Raw genomic sequence first — 20,649 nt, forward strand, 5'->3', positions numbered from 1 at the left:
CAAAAGAAAACAGCAATCTCCGGGACGAGGGGTTATGGTAAAATGAAAGCACCGTACATAGGAGAGGAGAGAGTATAGTGGAACTCCGCGGTATTTTGCACGGGCTGAGCCACCAGTACCACAGCAAGGATCAGCCGGTGGACTATTATTTGCAGCTGGGCGAGGAGCGGCTGCCGCTCAATGAATGGCTGGGAAACGAACTGACTATCTCATATCTGGGGCAGAAAAACTGTATCGCCTGCGGGCGCAAGACAAACAAAACATTTAACAGCGGGTACTGCTACCCTTGTTTTACCAAGCTTCCCGAGAACGATCTGTGCATCGTGAAGCCGCATGAATGCCATTTCGACCTGGGCACCTGCCGGGATGCCAGCTTTGGCGAAACCCATTGCATGATTCCCCACTATGTCTATCTGGCGGTTTCCAGCGACGTCAAGGTAGGGTTGACCCGGAAAAACAACCAGATCAAACGCTGGGTGGATCAAGGGGCGATCCGGGCTATACCGATCGCCGAGGTGCCGACCAGACGCATGGCGGGGGAGCTGGAGTTTCACCTGAGCCAGTTTTTGCCGGATAAAACCAACTGGCGAAAAATGCTCAAAGGGGATGTGCGCGAGGTGGACTTGCTCCATTTGCGGGACGAGGTCTATGCCCATTTCCCCGAAGAATTCAAGGCATTTCGCTACCGGGAGGACGAGTGGGTCGAGATCACCTATCCGATTCTGGAGTCGCTCGACAAAATCAACTCGCTCACATTGGACAAGCAGGAGAGCATCAGCGGGAAGCTGATCGGCGTGAAGGCACAGTACCTGATTTTTGAAAACGGCGTATTCCAGGCCCGTAAGCACGCCGGCTATCAGGTGCAGGTGACCCTGCCTGCATAAAGTGATCCGCTTTCCCGCACACTGAGAGCAAAGACGATGAGGGGGCGGCGTCATGACCGGCGAGAACATTCCTCACCGTGAGGAAAAGATCACCTACACAGAGCCGTTGACAGGCACCTTGGCCGAAGAGGCCGATCCCGATCCGCTCGGAATCCCCTACACACCGCTTGCCCGCATGTGGCAGGTGAATCCGGGGGCGGAAGCGATTCCTCGCGGCGCCGAGTCGGAACTCACCACGGAATCAAAAACCGAATAAGAACGTCCATACAAGAAAAGAGCAGCCAGACAGGATCGGCTGCTTTTTTCATGGGGAAGCACGATGGGGTTAGAGTCGTGCTGGATGCAGCCGGTCACATGCATGAGCTTGGTGCGGGCCAAAGATGCAGGCTTCTGGCGGCATGCCGAACAGAGAGGACGAGAGGAGGTCTCTTATCATGAGAATCTGGGCAATTTCAGCGGCGATCGCCGCACTGATCTGCGGAGTGTCATGGGCCGGGTATCAGGTCGGCCATGATGTCGCCGGTCAAGCATACTAGCAAGAAATCGCCGGGCTGGCGTCTGAAATCGAGCGGCTGCGCGGAAAGCTGGAAGAGCGGGAGAAAAATGCGGGCGCCCCGTCCTCGTCGGAGCCGCAGTCCCCCGGCTCTGCCGAGGAATCGTCTCCCGCTGAAGAGGGAAGCCCCGCACAGGACCTCCCCCCGGGAGAGCATCCGCTGGCCGACCGCGATGCGATCGCATACGCTTTTCAGCACACCGACGACAAGGGCTGGGGCTATGAGTATACGGAAGAGGAACGGAAGCAAATGATGGGCGAGCCTCGCAGCCGGGACTTTAAATGGGTGCTGCGGCAATTTTTCCGGGAGCGTCTGGACAAACAGATCGAGAGCTTCCAGACCATCAGCCGCACCGTAAATCCGCGGCTGTTGCTGGTGACGACCGCTGACCGGACCGCCTACGAGGTGGAGATGAAGCGATGGCCGGGGTATAACCAGATCTGGGCGGTGGAGAGGATCAATGACGCGAGATGGGAAGCAGGTCCGCAAGACGGCAAACGCTATCGGCTGCTCAGATACGAGGAAGCTCCGGAAGATGTGCAGCAGTGGCTAAAGCCGCTGCTCGCCGAAGACGGCTGGAAAATGGAACACTACGCAAGTGGCGAGGCCATGTATGTGCTGATCAAAACCTCCTCCGATGCCACCGATTCCATAGAAATCGAAGACGCCAGCGTCTGGGCGAATGAAATCACAGTCTCCTATCAGACCTATGATTATGCGAAAAGCCAGGATCATTCCTTGGTAAACGATTACGAACTGATCGAAATTCCGCATGCAGCAGGAGCGAGTGTCTCCTATGTGAAGACGCTAGCGATTGTGCAATAGGCCGGGCTCTTTTACAATGAAGGCTAAGTGGAAAAGTTTACAGAAAGAGAGGTTATCCCGAGATGACGATCAAAGCCTATCTCTACGACAAGTGCGGCACCTGCCGAAAAGCAAAGCAATGGTTTCAGCAAAACGGAGTGGCTATCGAGGAAATCCCGATTGTGGATGCGCCGCCTGCCGCCGATGAGCTGCGCCGCATGTGGAAGGCAAGCGGCCTCTCGCTCCAGAAGTTCTTCAACACCAGCGGCCAGTTCTACCGAGAGCTGGGGCTGAAGGACAAGCTGGGGGCGATGTCGGAGGACGAGATGCTGGAGCTGCTCGCTTCCAACGGCAAGCTGATCAAACGGCCGCTGGTCTCCGACGGGAAAAGCGTGACTGTCGGTTTTAAAGAAGAAGAATACGAACAGACGTGGGGGAAACGCTAAGATGCGCACACCTTCCCGCCGTCTAAAGCATCTGGCTTCGGCTATCTTTTCGGAACTGGCCCAGCGCAAAAAGAGTGCAGCGGCTCAGATGCAGGTGATCGATCTGAGCATCGGCAGCCCGGATCAGCCGCCTGCCCCGGAGCTGGTGGAAGTGCTGGCGTCAGCCGTTCGTCAGCCGGACGCCTTCGGCTATCCCTTGAGCGATGGGACGGAGGCGTTCCGCGAAGAAGTCGCGCGCTGGTATCAATACCGGTTCGGAGTGGAGCTGGACCCGGAGCGAGAAGTCCATTCGCTGATGGGCTCGCAGGATGGCCTCGCCCACTTTGCGCTGGCTTGGTCCGACCCTGGCGACATCGTACTCGTCCCCGATCCGGGCTATCCGATCTATGCGGGCAGTGTCCATTTGGCCGGGGCTGAGCCGTATCCCATGCCGCTGCGCGAGGAAAACGGCTTTTTGCCCGATCTCGCGGCGATTCCCGAGGATGTCGCCCGGCGTGCGCGCTTCATGATTCTCAACTATCCCAATAATCCGGTTTCGGCCGTGGCCACGCTTGCTTTTTTCGAAGAGGTGGTGGCCTTTGCCAAAAAGCATGATGTCATCGTTGTCCACGACCTCGCGTACTCCGAGATGGCTTTTGACGGTTACCGTCCGCCCAGCTTTTTACAGGCAGAAGGGGCCAAAGAAGTGGGCATCGAGTTCAACTCGTTTTCCAAGAGCTTTAACATGGCGGGCTGCCGCATCGCTTATGTGGTGGGAAATGCGGAGATTATCAAACCCCTGGCGGTCGTCAAGTCCAATGTAGACTACGGCGTCTTCCTGCCGGTGCAGCATATGGCAGTGGAGGCTTTGCGCCGCGATCGGACGTCTGGGGAGAAGAGCACGGTCGCGCCCATCTATCAAGAGCGCCGCGATGTGCTGATCGCATCGCTGAAGGAAGCAGGCTGGGAGATTGCTCCGCCCAAAGCGACGATGTTTGTCTGGGCGCGAATTCCGTCCGGCTGGACTTCGCGGGAGTTTGCCTTTGCCCTCCTGGAGCGGGCAGGCGTCGTCGTCGTACCCGGCAGTGCGTTTGGCGAGCAGGGAGAGGGCTATGTGCGGATCGCCCTGGTTCAGCCGCCTGCGCTGCTTCGCGAGGCAGCCAGACGGATCGGGGAGAGCGGGCTGTTGGAGCCGCTGCGCTAATGGGGAGAGGAGAGCTGGTTTCGACAGAAAAAGCGATGTATAGTCTCTCTGGAAAGCGGCAAGGATATAGCTGGCTTTACAAAAGTTTAATTGAAAATGATTCCTACATTGTATTGACTATAAACAGCATGGTTGTTATCATGTAACATGTAGGCAAAAAACTTATTTCCAAGGAGGTTTTACATATGGCACAACGTCTCGTAGGTCTTCCAGCACCTGACTTTACTATGGAAACAGCACTGGGCAATGGACAAGATTTCGGAAAGGTATCTCTCTCCGACTACCGCGGCAAATGGCTGGTACTTTTCTTCTATCCACTGGATTTTACTTTCGTATGCCCGACTGAAATCATCGCGATGAGCGACTCTATCGAAGATTTCAAAGACCTGGATGCGGAAGTTCTCGGCGTGTCCGTAGACTCCAAGCACTCCCACCGCGCATGGATCAACACTCCTCGCGATCAAAACGGTCTCGGCGGCCTGAACTACCCGCTCGCTTCCGACTTCCTGAAAACAGTTGCACGCGACTATGGCGTACTGGATGAAGAAGGCGGCGTAGCGTTCCGCGGTCTGTTCATCATCGATCCTGAAGGCGTACTGCGCTACCAAGTGGTAACTGACCTGAACATCGGTCGTTCCGTAGAAGAAACGCTGCGTGTACTGCAAGCTCTGCAATCCGGCGGTCTCTGCCCAGCTAACTGGCGTCCAGGCCAAGGCCACCTGACTGCAAAGTAAGTTTTCCTATGAAACGCAAGATCGAGCAGCCTTGACGGCTTGCCAGTTTGAAAAGGGTCTAACAGCTGTTAGGCCCTTTTTTTAAAAATACCACGACTTTGAAAGGAGAGATTCTTGATGCGTCTGCGTGAAGAATTGCCTGATTTCCCGGGTATTACCGAATGGGTAAACGGACAGGTGAGCAAAGCCGATCTGGCGGGAAGCCCGGTTTTGATCCACTTTTGGTCGGTAAGCTGTTACATGTGCAAAGAATCCATGCCGCAAATTCTCGAATGGCGCGACAAATACGCGGAGAACGGACTGAAAGTGATCGGCATCCACATGCCCCGCTCCGAAGCCGATACCGATATTGCAAAAATCAAGGAGACGATCGTCGAGCACAAGCTGACACACCCGATCGCGATTGACAACGAAATGAAGACGGTCGACGCGTTCCAAAACGAATACGTGCCGGCCTTCTATCTCTTCGATGAGAACCTCCAGCTTCGCCATTTCCAGGCTGGTGAAAAAGGGCTGAACCTGGTCAAAAAACGCCTTCACCGAATTTTGGGGATTGAAGAGGAATCCTAGGCCTTATGTCCAATTAATAAGGGAACATGATTGAACCTGATAGGAGGATACGAGAACGATGGAATTCCCGAAACATCTTCGTTACAGTGAAGAGCACGAGTGGGTTCGTGTCGAAGGAAACAAGGCGTATATTGGTATTACCGCTTTTGCTCAATCCGAATTGGGCGATATTGTTTTTGTCGAACTGCCTGAGGTGGGCGCGACAATTACACAGGATGAACCGTTTGGCAGCGTCGAATCCGTAAAAACGGTTTCGGAGCTGTACGCGCCTGTCAGCGGGAAAGTTGTCGAAGTAAACGGTGAACTGGAAAGTGCACCGGAGCTGGTCAACTCCTCTCCTTACGAGCAAGCCTGGATGATCGTCGTCGAACTGTCCGACGAGAGCGAGCTCGACAAGCTGATGGATGCTGACAAGTACGAAGCGATGGTAAAAGAGTAGTTGGAAAACGGAAGAACAAGCAAAAGGGCCGGAGATCGTCTTCGGTCCTTTTCCTTGTTCTTCGCAGGTATTTGGGCTCGGTGGAATCAGCGGATAATCAGGTTCTATAGGCCTACTTAAAATGGTAATGGCGACCTATTGTTGGTAAAACGTTCTATGCATCAGAAAACCATAGTCAATTCGATTCTTTTTCGTTACAATAGAAATTATATTCCATCCTTTGCAAACTGGTATGATTTTCGACTAGAGACGACAGCTTCTGTAAGATACAATGAAGTACAGACAAAGAACCGCACCCCCTTTGGAAAGGTGTAGAACGTGATTGGGACTTTGGTCCCTTCCTGTTAGAGAGGGCAACTGGTTATTGTTTGGTTGGCGAAAAGGAGGGAGAGACATGGGTTTCTGCTGTGGTGCCGGAATGATAGGTTCGATAGGGACGGTTCGTCACTATAAGACGTTGGTGCACAACGTGCCGATCATGTTCTGTCCGGTTTGCGATCGTATTGAAGTTCATCCCGCGATTGAGGGAGAATATGAAATCCTGATTGAATACGCACAGGGCGATCAAGCCCCTGAAGTCGATTTTGCCGACTTCGTCAGTGTTGACAATATATCCGAGATATTTGAGAATTGTACCATGACGGATGAAGCGGGCAGCTTCTCCGAGGTTCTCAAGCAGCAAATCGACATCTCATTGGATTTGCTGGGAGTCGCAAAAGAGTTGGAAGATCATGAATGGCGCGAGGCGCTGTTGACGCGGCTGAAGCGTTTAAGCGAACGGCTGAAGCATTACAATCGCCGCAAGGAAATGTCAAAGCGCAGCGCATGATCTACGTCATGTAGGAGGCAGTGTAAATGTTTCATTTGAAAGGCGTGCATCATATCGCACTCAATTGCCGGGATGTGGTGAAGGTTGCTCGTTTTTTTAAAGATATTTTGGAAGTTCCCATTCCGGAAGCAGACATCGAAGAAGGAGCGCCTATCTACTTTCAAATTGGCACTTACACAAGGATCGGCCTCCATCCCTATGCGGGCGATGATGGCAAAAACGGTATCGGCCAGGTGGATCACATCTCTTTTTCCGTGACCAGCCGCGCCGAATTGGATTATCTGGTCGACAAGCTGGAAGCGGAGAATATCTGCTACCGCGGCCCGATCACGAGACCTGCCAGCTTTAATTTGTACTTCGAGACACCCGATGGTCATCATCTGGAGGTTCGTCTGGACAAAGACGAGCTGGATGAACAGGATTAAGGAATTTGGACTAAGGCGACACCTTTCTGACGCTGCGGCGTCATCCGGAAGGTGTCTTTTTCTATTTTCGGCGCCGTTTCTGTCTGCGGATCATGTCGAGAAGAAATGGGGCTGTCTGACAGAGGCCGACACCGCTTCCCAGGCCTCGCCAAAGGATTCGACTGCCGCCTCCGAGAACCTCTCAAGGGTAGAGCAAAGGGGGTACGCGTGTGGCGAATCTATGTCTGGATTCCTTGCTGAACCGGGTAACCGAGCAGGTGGGAAGCAAAAGCTATCTAAAGGGAATCATGAAAGGCTGGGAAGGGCGCATCGGAATTGTTGCCGTGGACGCCGACAAACGCTATTGCCTGCGATTTTCCCCGGAGGGTGTCAATCGCACGGAGTGGCAGGAGCCGATTCACCTGCTGCTCAGCGGACGAGAACGAGATCTCGCCAGAATGTTCGGCGGGGAGGAGATGTATTATCTGGGGGCCAAACAGTCTGTTACCGTTAAAGGGCCGATTCGTGATCAATTGAAGCTGGACGCGCTGCTTCGTCTCACTTGTTCGTGAGCGGGGCGGCGTTTTTTTTAGATGGGAATATAAGATTAGGGATAGCCGAAGAGACTGTCCTATCATGCTTTCAGGTTATTTCCATGTGCAAAAGGGAGCGCAGCAGGGGAGCATGATCCTTCACCCTACAGCCTCGTCCTCAGGCGGAATGGGTTTTTCTGTGACATCGTTCGCGGGGGTGCCAAAAACGAGGAGACGCCAAGCGGGTTCATCGGCGTGCTATAATAAAACCCGGGAGGTTAGGAGTGTGAGAACAAACATACTGGGGAAAACAGGGTTGACCGTCTCCGCGCTGGGCTTTGGTGCCATGCGGCTTCGCGGGCTGAGCCAGGAGGAGTCGGACCGGGTGCTGGGCCACGCGCTGGACCGCGGGATCACCTATTTTGATACCGCCGCCGCATACGGGGACAGCGAAGAGAAGCTGGGTAAGGCCATCAGCCATCGCCGATCGGAATACGTGCTGGCGACAAAGACACAGAAGCGCACGTACCGGGAGGCCATGCAGGAAATCGAACAGAGCTTGTGCCGGCTGCAGACGGATTATGTAGATATTCTGCAGATCCATTACGTCAATTACCCGCAGGAATACCGCGATGTAAAAAGAGAAGATGGCGCGATCCGCGCCGCCGAAGAGATGAAGGCCAAGGGGTATGTGGGACATATCGGGATCACCGGCCATCGCCCTGAGCTATTGGCTCGCTGGCTGCAAGACTATCCGTTCGCGACGGTGCTCTTCCACCTGAGCATGGTGCAGCCTTTTGCCAGGCAGGAGCTGATGCCGGTGGCCGAATCGCTGGATGTCGGAATGATTGCGATGAAGCCCATCTCCGGACCGTTTTTGTCCAAGGTGACGGAATCGCTTCGATATTCGTCCGCATCGACCGCCCATGTGGTACTGTCAGGCATGGAAAGCATAGCGGAGGTTGACGCCAACGTGGCCGCGTTGGAGTGGAAGGTAGACCAGGAAGAACGAAGAGCGTTGGAGGAGATGGCGGCGGGACTGGACGAGCACGGTTGCCGCAGATGCAATTACTGCTCCTGTCCCCTGGAGATTCGGATACCGGACACGCTTATCCCGTCGAGGTACCGGCAAAAATACGGGCTCCTGGAGGCAGGCGAGAAGCTCTGGCAGAAATCTGCGGACAAATTCGCGCAATGCCTGACGTATGAGCCCTGCCGGGAGAAGCCGCTGTGTGAGCGGGCATGTCCGTATCATTTGCCGATCCAGGAAGAAATCAGAAAAGCGATGAGGTAAAAAGCTGCGAAAAGGGGATTTTCTACATGCGGACCTATTGTATCAGCGACATCCACGGAATGTAAGCAAGTCTCCGTGGAAAAAGGGGAAAGATAGGGTGGACAAGAGTCTGCCCTATCCTTTTTCATTTTAGACCGCTCGACAGTATGACTGTTGGGAATAGACTATTTCCCCAATTGTCACATACTATAAAGAAGGAATTGGGGGATAGATGGGCATTCACATTTTCTTCACACCTAAAAATTAAAATCTTGTAGCTTATTTAACCAAATGTGATATACTAATTGAAAATCAACCGATAATTACAACCACATTAACGGATAGATATTGGGAAGGAGATCGTTCACAAATGGAAACCAAGACGGTTCACAAACTCGCTGACGTACTGGCGAATGCAACGGTTCACGCCAACCTGCCAGTCGCAAAACTCGTTGAGATGGCAGTCAAGCGCGGCGAAGGCATCATGACGGACAAAGGGGCGCTCAACGCGTTAACGGGTAAGTTTACCGGCCGTTCCCCTAAGGACAAATTCGTAGTGGACGAAGCTTCCGTACACGACAAGATTAACTGGGGACCTGTGAACCAGCCTATCTCTGCAGAAAACTTCCAGCGTCTGTACCAGGATGTCATGGACTATCTGCAAACAAAAGAACTGTTTGTGTTTGACGGCTTTGCCGGTGCAGACAAAACCTACCGCCTGCCGATTCGCGTCGTCAATGAATACGCTTGGCACAATCTGTTTGCCCGCCAGCTTTTCATCCGCCCGTCTGCGGAAGAACTGGCTGAGCACAAGGCAGAGTTCACCGTCGTGTACGCGCCTACCTTTAAAGCCGACCCGCAAGTGCACGGAACGAACTCCGAAACCTTTATCATCACCAGCTTCGAGCAAAAGATCGTGCTCATCGGCGGCACCGAATATGCGGGAGAGATGAAGAAATCCATCTTCAGCGTGATGAACTTGCTTCTGCCTGAGCAAAACGTGCTCTCCATGCACTGCTCTGCAAACGTGGGCAAAGACGGCGATGTGGCTCTCTTCTTCGGCCTCTCGGGTACGGGCAAAACCACGCTCTCCGCTGACCCGGACCGTTTCCTGATCGGCGACGACGAGCATGGCTGGTCCGATCACGGCGTCTTCAACATCGAGGGCGGCTGCTACGCCAAGTGCATCCGGCTGTCCGAAGAAGGCGAGCCGCAAATCTGGAGCGCGATTCAGTTCGGAACCGTTTTGGAAAACGTTGAAGTCGATCCCGATACACGCCAGGCGAATTACGACAGCGACAAGTACACGGAAAATACTCGCGCGGCGTATCCGGTCGAAGCCATTCCCGGCGCAGTCATCCCGGGTGTGGGCGGCCAGCCGCATGTGATCATCTTCCTGACAGCCGATTCGTTTGGGGTGCTCCCGCCGATCTCCAAACTGACGAAAGAGCAAGCGATGTACCACTTCCTGTCCGGTTACACCAGCAAAATGGCCGGGACAGAGCGCGGCGTGACTGCACCGCAAACCGAGTTCTCCACTTGCTTCGGTTCTCCGTTCCTCCCGCTTCATCCGGTGGTCTATGCGGAAATGCTCGGGAAAAAGATCGACGAGCGCGATGTACAGGTGTACCTGGTCAACACAGGGTGGACAGGTGGCCCGGTTGGTGTCGGAAGCCGCATGAAGCTGTCCTACACACGTGCGATGGTCACGGCTTCACTGAATGGCGAACTGGCGAAGGCGAGCTATGTCACCGACCCGATCTTCGGCGTACAAGTCCCGACTTCGTGCCCGAATGTGCCATCCGACGTGCTGCTGCCGCGCAATACCTGGGCAGATCCGGATGCGTACGACAAACAGGCTCGTGACCTGGCCAGCCGCTTCATCGAGAACTTCCAGAAGAAGTTCCCGAATGCAACCGACATCGCGGCTGCTGGACCAAAAGTACAGTAACAGCTGACGGGTATTCAATTAAGAAAAGATAAGGCTGTCTTTTCAAGCTGCACGTTGGCTTGAGGAGACAGCCTGTTTTTGATGCTCCTACTTGTGCTTCTTTTTCTCGAAATCAGGGCCGTAGTGAGAAGAAGCGCTTCATACATAGAAGACACAGCCAAATGTAACGCAGAACGGCCTTTTAATAGTCTTTCGTCCAAAACGGATACCTCTATAGAATGGAAGGCAAAATAAGCAAATGTACATACATCCAAAAAAGACTTTCTAAATATAATGATTTAAAAATTACAGATATGTTCCATACCTTGCTTTATAATAATTCTTATTATAAGATGAGTATTGAGAATGGATTGAGAATAAGTCAACTCATTTTTGAGTGTTACTGGAGGGAAAAGAAAATGACAGCAGTACCGCATTTGCAGATAAAAAATCTTCGCGCCAAGATTGAGGACAAGGAAATCCTCAAAGGACTCAACCTGGAGATCAAGGGCGGCGAAATTCACGCCATCATGGGACCGAACGGTACAGGGAAATCCACCCTCGCGTCTACGCTGATGGGTCATCCGAAGTACGAAGTAACCGGCGGGGAAGTTACCCTGAACGGCGAGGATGTTCTGGAAATGGCAGTGGACGAGCGCGCACGTGCTGGTCTGTTCCTGGCGATGCAATACCCGTCCGAAATCAGCGGCGTGACCAACTCCGACTTCCTGCGCTCCGCGATCAATGCGCGCCGCGGCGAAGGCAATGAAATTTCCCTGATGAAGTTCATCCGCGAGATGGACAAGAAAATGGGCGCTTTGGAAATGGACGAATCCTTTGCCCACCGTTACCTGAACGAAGGCTTCTCCGGCGGTGAGAAGAAGCGCAATGAGATCCTGCAAATGATGATGCTGGAGCCGAGCATCTGTATTCTCGACGAGATCGACTCCGGTCTCGACATCGACGCGCTGAAAGTGGTCGCCAATGGCGTAAACGAGATGCGTTCCGCTGACCGCGGCTTTTTGATCATCACCCACTACCAGCGTCTGTTGAACTATGTAAAGCCTGACTTCGTGCACGTTATGATGCAAGGCCGCATCGTGAAGTCCGGTGGTCCTGAGCTGGCTGAGCGCCTGGAGGCAGAAGGCTACGACTGGATCAAGGAAGAACTGGGCATCGTCGATGAAACTGTGAACGCAAACGTGTAAGAGAAGGAGGCAGCAGTGAGATGAGTGTGGATATACAGCTCCGCTTCGACTCCGAAGCGATCACCGAGTTCTCCAAGGCGAATGCAGAGCCGGCATGGTTCCTGGAAAAGCGTCTGGCCGGCCTGAAGGCTGCGGGCGAGCTGCAACTGCCCGTTTTGGAGAAGATGAAAATTGATAAATGGAATACGGATCAGTTTGTTCCGTTCCAAACCGCCGCGAAAGTGGGCTCTGCCCAAGAGCTGAGCGAACTGGTCAAGGAGCAGATCGATGCCGACAGCGTAAAAAGCCTGATCGTGCAGCAGAACGCCTCGATCGTTTTCCAGGCAATAGATGAAGATCTGAAGAGCAAGGGCGTTATTTTCACCGATCTGCCGACGGCTCTGAAAGAACATGGCGACCTGGTGCAAAAATACCTGAACACTGTCGTACAATATAATGAACACAAGCTGACCGCGCTCCATGCGGCGGTCGTCAATGGCGGCGTGTTCCTCTACGTTCCCAAAAACGTAGAGATCAGCGAGCCGCTCCAAGCTGTGTTTGAAGTCATCGGAAATGATGCATTGGTTTGCCCGCACATCCTGATCGTGGCGGAAGCAAACAGCAAGGTCACCTACGTGGACACCTATGTTTCCGGTCCGGGTCAGAATATGGTCGCGAGCAGCATTGTTGAAGTATATGTAGGCGCAGGCGCTTCTGTGCAAGTCGCTTCTGTGCGTTCGCTCTCGACGGATGTTCACGACTATTCGTTCCGCCGCGCCACGGTGGACCGCGACGGCAAGATGGAGTGGATTCTCGGGGAGATGAATGACGGGAATACCGTAGCCAACAACACCACGCTGCTCAAAGGAACGGGCTCTCATGCCGCGACGAAGAGCATCTCGGTCGGTACGGGTTCGCAGCGTCAAAACCTGACTTCTCAGGTGCAGCACTTCGGGACACATTCCGAGTCGGAAATGGTCAGCAAAGCGGTCATGACCGATGAAGCGGTCAGCATTTTGAACGGGATTACCAAAATCGAAAAAGGCGCCGAAAAGGCAAACGGCGAGCAGGCTGAAAACATTCTGATGTTGAGTGATAAAGCGCGCGGGGACGCCAACCCGATCCTCCTGATTGACGAGGATGACGTAAAGGCAGGCCACGCCGCTTCCGTTGGTCGCTTCAGTGAAGAGAGCATCTACTATCTGATGTCCCGCGGTATCTCTCGACGCCAGGCAGAACGCCTGATCATCCTCGGCTTCCTCGATCCTGTCGTAGCCGAGATTCCGGTGGAAGAGGTTAAAAACCGGCTTCGCCAGGCGCTCGAAAGGAAGTTGGGCTAATGAATGCCAAAGAGCTTCGGCAATACTTTCCCATTCTTCACCAAGAGGTAAATGGCCACTCGCTGGTGTATCTCGACAATGGGGCCACCTCGCAAAAGCCGATTCAAGTCATCGAAGCCATGGAGAAGTACTATAAGGAGTACAATTCCAACGTGCATCGCGGTGTACACACACTGGGGAGCAAAGCCACAGACGGGTATGAAGGAGCGCGCGAAAAGGTGCGCGCCTTCATCAACGCCCGGGAAGCGGCGGAAATCGTATTTACCCGGGGGACGACGACGGCCATCAATACGGTGGCATATGGCTATGCCCGCGCCACGCTCAAACCAGGCGATGAAATTGTGACAACGATCGCGGAGCACCACGCCAATTTCATCCCTTGGCAGCAGGCGGCAAAGGTAACCGGAGCTACTTTTAAATTCATTCCGCTGACGGAGGAAGGCACCGTCACGCTGGACGCCGTCAGGGAGACCATCACCCCTCAGACCAAAATCGTGGCCATTCGCCATATTTCCAACGTGCTGGGCGATACCGTGCCTGTCAAAGAGATCGCCAAGATCGCCCACGAGAACGGCGCCATCCTGGTCGTGGACGGAGCGCAAGGCGCACCGCACATGAGAATTGACGTACAGGAGCTGGATTGCGATTTTTATACCTTCTCCAGCCATAAGATGTGCGGTCCGACCGGCATCGGGGTCCTGTACGGCAAGCGCGAGCTCCTGGAAAAGACAGAGCCGGTCGAGTTTGGCGGAGAAATGATCGACTACGTGGATCTGTATGATTCGACGTGGAAGGAAGTCCCGTGGAAATTCGAGGGCGGCACCCCGATTATCGCGGGTGCGATCGGTCTCGGTGCCGCGATCGACTTTTTGCAAGAGATCGGCATGGACGAGATCGAGCGCCACGAGAAAAAGCTGATCGCGTACGCCCTGGAGCAAATGCTGGAGATGGAGGGAATAACCATCTACGGCCCGAAGCAAGACCGAAGCAGTTTAATCACTTTCAACCTGGCGCAGGTTCATCCCCATGACCTGGCGACAGTGCTGGACAGCCACGGGATTGCGATCCGGGCCGGCCACCACTGCGCGCAGCCGCTGATGCGCTGGCTGAATGTATCGGCCACTGCTCGCGCCAGCTTCTATGTGTACAACACAGAAGAAGAAGTGGATGTCTTTCTGGCAGGGTTGAAAAAGACGAAGGAGTATTTCGGCAATGTCTTCTCTTGATGATCTGTATCGCCGCGTGATTATGGACCACTACCAGAAACCGCGCAACCGCGGCAAGCTGGAAGAATCAGAAGGACTCATCGTCAATTTGAACAATCCGACCTGCGGGGACAGCATTTCGCTGTCCCTGAAGGTGGAGAATGGGGTCGTCACCGACGCCAAGTTTCTCGGGGAAGGCTGCTCCATCAGCATGTCCTCTGCTTCCATGATGACGGAGGCTGTCAAAGGCAAGCCAGTGGAGGAAGCGCTCAAGCTGGTGCAGATTTTCTCCGATATGATGCAAGGAAAAGACGTGGACGACTCTGTCGACTTGGGAGATATTGAAGCACTCTCCGGCGTAGCAAAATTCCCCGCACGGATCAAATGCGCCACGCTGGCTTGGAAAGCGTTGGAGCAGGGCATCAAGCAAGCAGGACAAGAAAATGCGTAAGGAGTGAACGGACATGGCGAAAAAGGCCCCTGAAATACAGGAGTACCAGTACGGTTTCCACGACAAGGACGTCTCCATTTTCCGCACGAAAAAGGGCTTGACCCGCGAAATCGTCGAGGAAATCTCCCGGATCAAGGAAGAGCCGGCCTGGATGCTGGAATTCCGCCTGAAATCTCTGGAAATCTTTGAAAAATTGCCGATGCCGAAATGGGGCGGCGATCTGGATGACCTCAATTTCGACGACATCACCTACTATGTAAAGCCTTCCGAAAAAGCGGGTCGCAGCTGGGATGAGGTGCCGGAAGAAATCAAGGCAACCTTTGACAAGCTGGGTATTCCGGAAGCGGAGCAGAAGTTCCTCGCCGGCGTATCTGCCCAGTACGAATCGGAAGTCGTGTACCACAACATGCAGGAAGACCTGGAAGAGCTGGGTGTTCTCTTCTGCGACATGGATTCTGCTGTTAAGCTGTATCCGGACATCGTGAAGGAATACTTCTCTACGGTCATTCCGCCGGCGGACAACAAGTTCGCAGCGCTCAACTCTGCGGTGTGGTCTGGAGGTTCCTTCATCTACGTGCCAAAAGGCGTGAAGGTGGAAACTCCGCTGCAAGCCTACTTCCGCATCAACTCGGAGAACATGGGACAATTTGAGCGCACGCTGATCATCGTCGATGAGGACGCGTTCGTCCACTACGTCGAGGGCTGTACGGCTCCGATCTACAGCACCGACTCCCTGCACTCCGCCGTCGTGGAAATCATCGTCAAGGAGCGCGCACGCTGCCGCTACACGACGATCCAAAACTGGTCCAACAACGTATACAATCTGGTTACCAAGCGCGCCGTCGCTTACGCCGATGCCAACATGGAGTGGATCGACGGCAACATCGGTTCCAAGCTGACCATGAAATACCCGGCCGTGATCATGAAAGGGCCTCGCGCCAAAGGTACTGTCCTTTCCATCGCCGTAGCGGGCAAAGGACAGCATCAGGATGCGGGTGCGAAAATGATTCACTTGGCGCCGGATTGCACCTCCACGATTATCTCCAAATCGATCTCCCGCGATGGCGGAAAGGTAACCTACCGCGGTCTGGCCCAGTTCGGCCGCAAATCGGAGGGTTCCAAGTCCAACATCAAGTGCGATACGCTGATTCTGGATAAACTGTCCACGTCCGACACGATCCCGTACAACGAGATCATGAACGACAACATTACGCTGGAGCACGAGGCGACAGTCTCCAAGGTATCCGAAGACCAGCTCTTCTACCTGATGAGCCGCGGCCTGTCCGAAGCGGAAGCGACAGAGATGATCGTCATGGGCTTTATCGAGCCGTTCACCAAAGAACTGCCGATGGAATACGCTGTTGAGATGAACCGTCTGATCAAGTTCGAGATGGAAGGTAGTATAGGTTAACCCGCATAGCAGCGCGGTTTTCTCAACCATCAAAGTACCGCCAGCCCACAATTTGCCCACAAATGTTTTTCAGTCTGCAATATAAGAGGTGTAAAGATCGAGTGCATCCTGCTCGATCTTTTTTGTTACATGCAGGTACGTGTCAGCAGTAATTTTCACGCTGGCATGCCCGAGACGCTCGGACACGTATTTTATGTTCGCGCCCGACTCTAGTAGATGGACGGCATGGGTATGCCGAAGTGCATGCGGGGATAGTTGCGGCAGACCGACGCGCTTGCAGACTTCTTTCATGTATTCGCGTACGACGTTCGTCCGGAGCCAGCGGCCGTCATGCTGGTGGAACATAAGATTGTCCTTTGAGGGTCTATAATTTTCGTAACGCAAGATCACTTCTTTCTGGTTAATACGGTGCCGTTTGAGCAAGGCGAGTGTAGCAGTATCGAGCGCGACTTGTCTTATGCTGGCTTTAGATTTTGGTGTTGAGATGTACGGTGTTGAGTTCAGCGGGTAAACAAGCGTTTTATTCACGTTGATTCGGTCACCAATCAAGTCATCCCAGGTCAACGCCAAAGCTTCCCCGATGCGCAAGCCTGTACGCGCCAACAGGGTAAAGAGGGCGTAATACTGGATAGAGTGCTGGTATTTCGCGTTTTTTGCGGGCTTGCAAGCCTTAAGAAGGGCTGCCAGTTGTTCCTTCGTAAAATACTTCAACTCGTCTGTTTGATCTGTCTGCTTCGGGATTTTTATCCTTTGGATCGGGTTGTCCCGTAAAATCTGAAACTCGTAAACAGCGTCATTCATCGCGCTGCTGAAAATGCTGTGTATCCTCCTCACGGTTCCTTCGCTGTATTTCTTTCTCAGTTCATTTATCCATTTCTGATACTCGGAACGGGTAATGTCCTTGAGCCTGTAATTCCCCCATTGCGGCAAAATGTTCAGGCGCACGTTGCGCTCCTGCACGCTGTACGTGATGGGTTTAACGTTCGGTTTTTTGTATACTTCAAGCCACTCTTCAAAGTAAGTTTTAACCGTTTCGTTTCCGTTTTCAGCAAATCCGTGCCGCTCGATAGCTAACTCCTCTTCTGCAGCTGCAAGTTGGGCGGCCTTCTTGGTGTCGAAGCCGCCCTTTGATTTTTCACGGTATTTCCCTGTTTTTCGGTCAAGGTATCGGATGCGATATTCCCATTTCGCGCCGCAGGTGCAGCGTTTACGCTCTGGCGGACATTTGCAGTTTTTGAGTCTGAAACTAGCCATGTATTATACCTCCTTAAAGCAATTGTGTAACCTGAACAGCTCGTCCGATAATACGAGCAGGGTTGTCCGGTGTAATAACAATCGGCTCGTGCTCGGGGTTATCCGGCATGAGGATGACCATATCCCCCTGTCGCTTAATCCTTTTAAGAGTCGCTTCCGTATCGCCGTTGACGAGTACAGCTGCGATTGCCCCTGGTTCAACTTCCGGCTGCTCACGTATCAAAACAAGTGAGCCATCAGGGATCGTCGGCTCCATGCTAGAACCTTTTGCACGGAGGTAAAAAAGCTTACCGCTGGGAAGCCGGTCGATTGGCATATATATGTATTCTGAAATATTTTCTTCAGCAAGGATAGGCTCGCCGCAAGCAATTGTCCCGAGAACTGGAATTCGGGCAAATTTCGGCTCAACCGGCTCTACGTTTGTCGGTGACGGGAAAAGATCGTTGATTGATACACCCAAAACATCGGCTATTGCAAAAAGGATGTTTTGCTCCGGCTCATTCGTACCGCTTTCATACCCCGAAATCGTGTTGTGCTTCACTCCAATTCTGAACCCCAATTCCTTTTGGGTCATCCCCCTTGCTTTCCGATATTTCCTTATCTGCGCTCCCACATATTTGGTCACACTGTTTTCAAATTTCATGAAATCATACCTCCTCACAAGGGTTATTATATCAAATTTCGCGAAATTGTAAACAAATTTCTTCATGTTGTATGAAGTTTTCTGTTGACTCGGTTTGTCGCTTCATGTATTATGAAGTCAGACGAAGGCATGGAGGTGACATATATGCAAGAAAAACTGGCTGCTCTTCGACGCTACCATAATATCTCCCAAAAGGAGATGGCCGATCTCATTAGAGTGGATCTTCGTACTTACATCAATAAAGAGAATGGCCAGTCTCAATTCAAAGCAAATGAAATGTTCGCCATCGCTCGAAAATTTCAAATGCCAATTGACGAAATTTTTTTACCGACGAACTTCGAGAAACATGAAGTTTCGTAAGAAAGGAGTTGAACCAAAGCGATGAACAAACAGCAAATTTTCAATCATTCTATGTTCGGCGATCTGCCGGTAATCGTTGTGGGCGGGGTTGAGTGGTTCGGAGCAACGGAAGTGGCGAAGGCGTTGACGTTCGCAAAACCACATGATGCCATTACCAACCACGTGGATGAAGATGACTCCGCGGTCTACGGAGTCATCGACTCACTCGGTAGAACGCAGCAGAAGAAGTTTATCATCGAGTCCGGTCTTTACAGCCTGATCTTTGGGGCGGCCAAGCAAGGTAACAACCCGGAAATTCAGGAAAAAGCAAAGCAGTTCAAGCGTTGGGTAACCCGCGAAGTGCTCCCGACGATCCGCAAACACGGTGGCTACCTAACGCCAGCGAAGATCGAAGAAGTGCTGCTCAACCCGGATACCATCATTGATCTTGCACAGCGGCTGAAACAGGCGAACGAAGAAAAAGCGAAGCTGACTGCGCAGATAGAAGCCGATAAGCCGAAAGTCATCTTCGCTGATTCGGTGGCCGCCAGTAAAACAAGTATCCTGATCGGCGATCTGGCGAAGATCCTGAAGCAAAACGGATATGACACTGGTCAAAAACGTCTATTCGCTCAGCTTCGGGATGAAGGTTATCTGATCAAACGTAAAGGCGCCGACTATAACATGCCGACGCAACGGGCAATGGAAGTGGGGCTGTTTGAAATCAAAGAGACTGTGGTCACCCACTCTGACGGTCACATTTCCATAAGCAAAACACCAAAGGTAACCGGCAAAGGGCAAATTTATTTTATTAACAAATATGCCGGGAGGGTCGAAGCATCATGAACACATCGTTTGACCAACTCCCCAACATCCTCACAGTCAAGCAAGTGGCCGAGATCATGGGCTGGCATCCCAACACGGTATATATCCGCTGTACGAGCGGAGAGCTGCCAAGCTTCAAAAGCGGCAACAGCCGTCGCATTCGCCGGGAAGCGTTTATTGAATGGATGGAGCGGCTTGAGAAAGCAGACACTTTCGCAATATTACGAACGGATGAAGTTGAAGAGGATCGCCTAAACACCTCACCCAGAAAGAAAGGAGGTTACCACCTTGCACGTGGTTGAGAAACGGCTGCTTGAGTTGGTGGGAATATCTTTCCAACGCCAGCTTACCGCTGCAGAACGTGACGACCTGCGATTCTGCCATCGGTTTCTAGTGGAACGTGAATGGAAACTCGGTCTTTTAGAAGCGCAGTCATATCTCGCGAGCCTGACTAACGATACCGAATGGCAGCACGAGATCTGCCGAAAGATTGACGCCTTAGATGGGAGGTGAGTGGGGGATGGGCGGTTGGTAACAGAGTTGACGTATGTTGGAAGGAGTGATCGCCGATGGATACTCAAATAAAAAGCTCGCTTAGTAAGTATTTGCAGCGCGGGATCGCGCACATTGAGGCCGCACATAAAGAGCTAGACAGGGCAAAGTTTTTTCTTGGGGCTGCCGGGTGCCGTGAGGATAAGTACCTAGTCCCGATGCGCATCAATCTGGAAATGCTTCACGAAGACCTACTATTCGAGATTAAACGGCTTGATGGGAGGTGAATCACATGTTCACAAAAGATGAATACATGCACTCACTGGAGCGGACGTACCGCACAAACCGGGTTCCACAATGCAGGCCGCTGGTTCGGCCTGGCGTATCGCAACTTGCGCATGTCGATGCTCTTGAGCCCGGAGCGCCGAGACAGCGTCCGCGATTGCAGACATGCGCTGCTGGCGGCTTGGAAAGAATTTGCAAGAGTGTGGATGAACAAACAAAAAGAAACCACCGTAGGTACGGTGGCAGGAAAGGAAAAGGCTAAGGGTTCCGAAGTTGCCTTTTTATCACAGGATCATCCGGTTTCCCTGGTTTCTTCGGATATGCAATGTAATCCGCAGCAATCCCATGTTGAAGAGCCCGTTCATATAATCGAACTTCGTCTTCATGCAACGATGGAATCTGCTCTTGATGAATCTCGAGCTCGTACTCAAAATTTATAACTTTCCAAAGGGATTTTTCGATGTAGTTTATTGCCCGGAGCTTGGCGCTCTCTTTATCTTCCGCAATAACCCAAACGTGAGCCTTTGCACCGGCAATATCTTCACAATCTTTATTATCTGGCATCGGAACAATATTAATCACAAACAAGTATGGATTCATTGAAATCGCCTCCTTCCTGTAACGATTTGGTAAG

General features: G+C 52.6%; 26 protein-coding genes. 23 read left to right on the plus strand and 3 right to left on the minus strand.

What is annotated here, in order from left to right; translation table 11 throughout:
• Positions 1-77: 77 nt before the first annotated feature.
• The 18 genes from JD108_RS04330 to sufB all read left to right on the plus strand — a co-directional run bounded on the left by JD108_RS04330 (position 78) and on the right by sufB (position 16,177).
• Complete coding sequence (locus JD108_RS04330) at positions 78-884, plus strand: DUF2797 domain-containing protein (RefSeq protein ID WP_198828693.1); 807 nt, start codon at positions 78-80, stop codon at positions 882-884.
• A gap of 52 nt (positions 885-936) precedes the next feature.
• A complete protein-coding gene (locus tag JD108_RS04335) occupies positions 937-1,140 on the plus strand; it encodes a hypothetical protein (protein ID WP_198828694.1) in 204 nt (67 codons plus the stop codon).
• 547 nt (positions 1,141-1,687) lie between these two features.
• Positions 1,688-2,263, plus strand: a complete 576-nt coding sequence (locus tag JD108_RS04340; protein WP_198828695.1) for a hypothetical protein — start codon at positions 1,688-1,690, stop codon at positions 2,261-2,263.
• 62 nt (positions 2,264-2,325) lie between these two features.
• Entirely contained in the window at positions 2,326-2,688 is a 363-nt protein-coding gene (locus tag JD108_RS04345; RefSeq protein ID WP_198828696.1) for an arsenate reductase family protein, read from the plus strand.
• Position 2,689: 1 nt separating this feature from the next.
• A complete protein-coding gene (locus tag JD108_RS04350) occupies positions 2,690-3,871 on the plus strand; it encodes an LL-diaminopimelate aminotransferase (RefSeq protein WP_198828697.1) in 1,182 nt (393 codons plus the stop codon).
• A 185-nt stretch (positions 3,872-4,056) separates the two neighbouring features.
• Positions 4,057-4,605 carry a peroxiredoxin gene (locus JD108_RS04355; protein WP_198828698.1) on the plus strand — a complete coding sequence of 183 codons (549 nt, stop codon included), beginning with the start codon at positions 4,057-4,059 and terminating at the stop codon, positions 4,603-4,605.
• Between the two features lie 117 nt (positions 4,606-4,722).
• Positions 4,723-5,175, plus strand: a complete 453-nt coding sequence (locus tag JD108_RS04360; RefSeq protein WP_198828699.1) for a redoxin domain-containing protein — start codon at positions 4,723-4,725, stop codon at positions 5,173-5,175.
• 58 nt (positions 5,176-5,233) lie between these two features.
• Positions 5,234-5,614, plus strand: a complete 381-nt coding sequence (gene gcvH, locus JD108_RS04365) for a glycine cleavage system protein GcvH (protein ID WP_198828700.1) — start codon at positions 5,234-5,236, stop codon at positions 5,612-5,614.
• Between the two features lie 394 nt (positions 5,615-6,008).
• Complete coding sequence (locus JD108_RS04370) at positions 6,009-6,443, plus strand: hypothetical protein (RefSeq protein WP_198828701.1); 435 nt, start codon at positions 6,009-6,011, stop codon at positions 6,441-6,443.
• A gap of 26 nt (positions 6,444-6,469) precedes the next feature.
• Complete coding sequence (locus JD108_RS04375; RefSeq protein WP_198828702.1) at positions 6,470-6,868, plus strand: VOC family protein; 399 nt, start codon at positions 6,470-6,472, stop codon at positions 6,866-6,868.
• A gap of 209 nt (positions 6,869-7,077) precedes the next feature.
• Complete coding sequence (locus tag JD108_RS04380) at positions 7,078-7,419, plus strand: SCP-2 sterol transfer family protein (RefSeq protein WP_198828703.1); 342 nt, start codon at positions 7,078-7,080, stop codon at positions 7,417-7,419.
• 247 nt (positions 7,420-7,666) lie between these two features.
• Entirely contained in the window at positions 7,667-8,674 is a 1,008-nt protein-coding gene (locus JD108_RS04385) for an aldo/keto reductase (RefSeq protein ID WP_198828704.1), read from the plus strand.
• 349 nt (positions 8,675-9,023) lie between these two features.
• Complete coding sequence (gene pckA, locus JD108_RS04390) at positions 9,024-10,604, plus strand: phosphoenolpyruvate carboxykinase (ATP) (RefSeq protein WP_198828705.1); 1,581 nt, start codon at positions 9,024-9,026, stop codon at positions 10,602-10,604.
• A gap of 398 nt (positions 10,605-11,002) precedes the next feature.
• Positions 11,003-11,791 carry a Fe-S cluster assembly ATPase SufC gene (gene sufC, locus JD108_RS04395; RefSeq protein WP_198828706.1) on the plus strand — a complete coding sequence of 263 codons (789 nt, stop codon included), beginning with the start codon at positions 11,003-11,005 and terminating at the stop codon, positions 11,789-11,791.
• A gap of 20 nt (positions 11,792-11,811) precedes the next feature.
• Positions 11,812-13,110 (plus strand): Fe-S cluster assembly protein SufD, encoded by a 1,299-nt coding sequence (gene sufD / locus JD108_RS04400; protein WP_198828707.1) that lies wholly within the window; start codon positions 11,812-11,814, stop codon positions 13,108-13,110.
• On the plus strand, positions 13,110-14,336 hold the full coding sequence (locus JD108_RS04405; protein ID WP_198828708.1) for a cysteine desulfurase: 1,227 nt from the start codon (positions 13,110-13,112) through the stop codon (positions 14,334-14,336). The genes sufD and JD108_RS04405 overlap by 1 nt, the downstream gene beginning before the upstream one ends.
• Positions 14,323-14,766, plus strand: coding sequence for a Fe-S cluster assembly sulfur transfer protein SufU (gene sufU / locus JD108_RS04410; protein WP_198828709.1), 444 nt, complete (start codon positions 14,323-14,325; stop codon positions 14,764-14,766). Before JD108_RS04405 ends, sufU begins: the two co-directional genes overlap by 14 nt.
• Before the next feature lie 13 nt (positions 14,767-14,779).
• Complete coding sequence (gene sufB, locus JD108_RS04415) at positions 14,780-16,177, plus strand: Fe-S cluster assembly protein SufB (protein ID WP_198828710.1); 1,398 nt, start codon at positions 14,780-14,782, stop codon at positions 16,175-16,177.
• 69 nt (positions 16,178-16,246) lie between these two features.
• Here the strand turns inward: sufB and JD108_RS04420 are convergent, their stop codons facing one another.
• Entirely contained in the window at positions 16,247-17,431 is a 1,185-nt protein-coding gene (locus JD108_RS04420) for a tyrosine-type recombinase/integrase (RefSeq protein WP_198828711.1), read from the minus strand.
• A 13-nt stretch (positions 17,432-17,444) separates the two neighbouring features.
• Positions 17,445-18,074: a LexA family protein gene (locus tag JD108_RS04425; protein WP_198828712.1), complete on the minus strand. Its 630-nt coding sequence runs from the start codon at positions 18,072-18,074 to the stop codon at positions 17,445-17,447.
• Positions 18,075-18,218: 144 nt separating this feature from the next.
• Here JD108_RS04425 and JD108_RS04430 point away from each other — a divergent pair, with 144 nt between their 5' ends.
• Genes JD108_RS04430 through JD108_RS04450 form a run of 5 tightly spaced genes read left to right on the plus strand, consistent with a single transcriptional unit; the run spans position 18,219 to position 20,017 of the window.
• Positions 18,219-18,434, plus strand: a complete 216-nt coding sequence (locus JD108_RS04430) for a helix-turn-helix transcriptional regulator (protein ID WP_198828713.1) — start codon at positions 18,219-18,221, stop codon at positions 18,432-18,434.
• Positions 18,435-18,455: 21 nt separating this feature from the next.
• Positions 18,456-19,259 (plus strand): phage antirepressor, encoded by an 804-nt coding sequence (locus JD108_RS04435; RefSeq protein ID WP_198828714.1) that lies wholly within the window; start codon positions 18,456-18,458, stop codon positions 19,257-19,259.
• Entirely contained in the window at positions 19,256-19,540 is a 285-nt protein-coding gene (locus tag JD108_RS04440) for a helix-turn-helix domain-containing protein (RefSeq protein ID WP_198828715.1), read from the plus strand. The genes JD108_RS04435 and JD108_RS04440 overlap by 4 nt, the downstream gene beginning before the upstream one ends.
• Positions 19,533-19,751 carry a DUF7667 family protein gene (locus JD108_RS04445; protein ID WP_456062007.1) on the plus strand — a complete coding sequence of 73 codons (219 nt, stop codon included), beginning with the start codon at positions 19,533-19,535 and terminating at the stop codon, positions 19,749-19,751. Before JD108_RS04440 ends, JD108_RS04445 begins: the two co-directional genes overlap by 8 nt.
• Before the next feature lie 56 nt (positions 19,752-19,807).
• A complete protein-coding gene (locus tag JD108_RS04450; RefSeq protein WP_198828717.1) occupies positions 19,808-20,017 on the plus strand; it encodes a hypothetical protein in 210 nt (69 codons plus the stop codon).
• Positions 20,018-20,273: 256 nt separating this feature from the next.
• Here the strand turns inward: JD108_RS04450 and JD108_RS04455 are convergent, their stop codons facing one another.
• Positions 20,274-20,615: a hypothetical protein gene (locus tag JD108_RS04455; protein WP_198828718.1), complete on the minus strand. Its 342-nt coding sequence runs from the start codon at positions 20,613-20,615 to the stop codon at positions 20,274-20,276.
• Positions 20,616-20,649 lie beyond the last annotated feature (34 nt).

This window comes from Brevibacillus composti (genome assembly GCF_016406105.1).
Classification (GTDB): Bacteria; Bacillota; Bacilli; order Brevibacillales; family Brevibacillaceae; genus Brevibacillus; species Brevibacillus composti.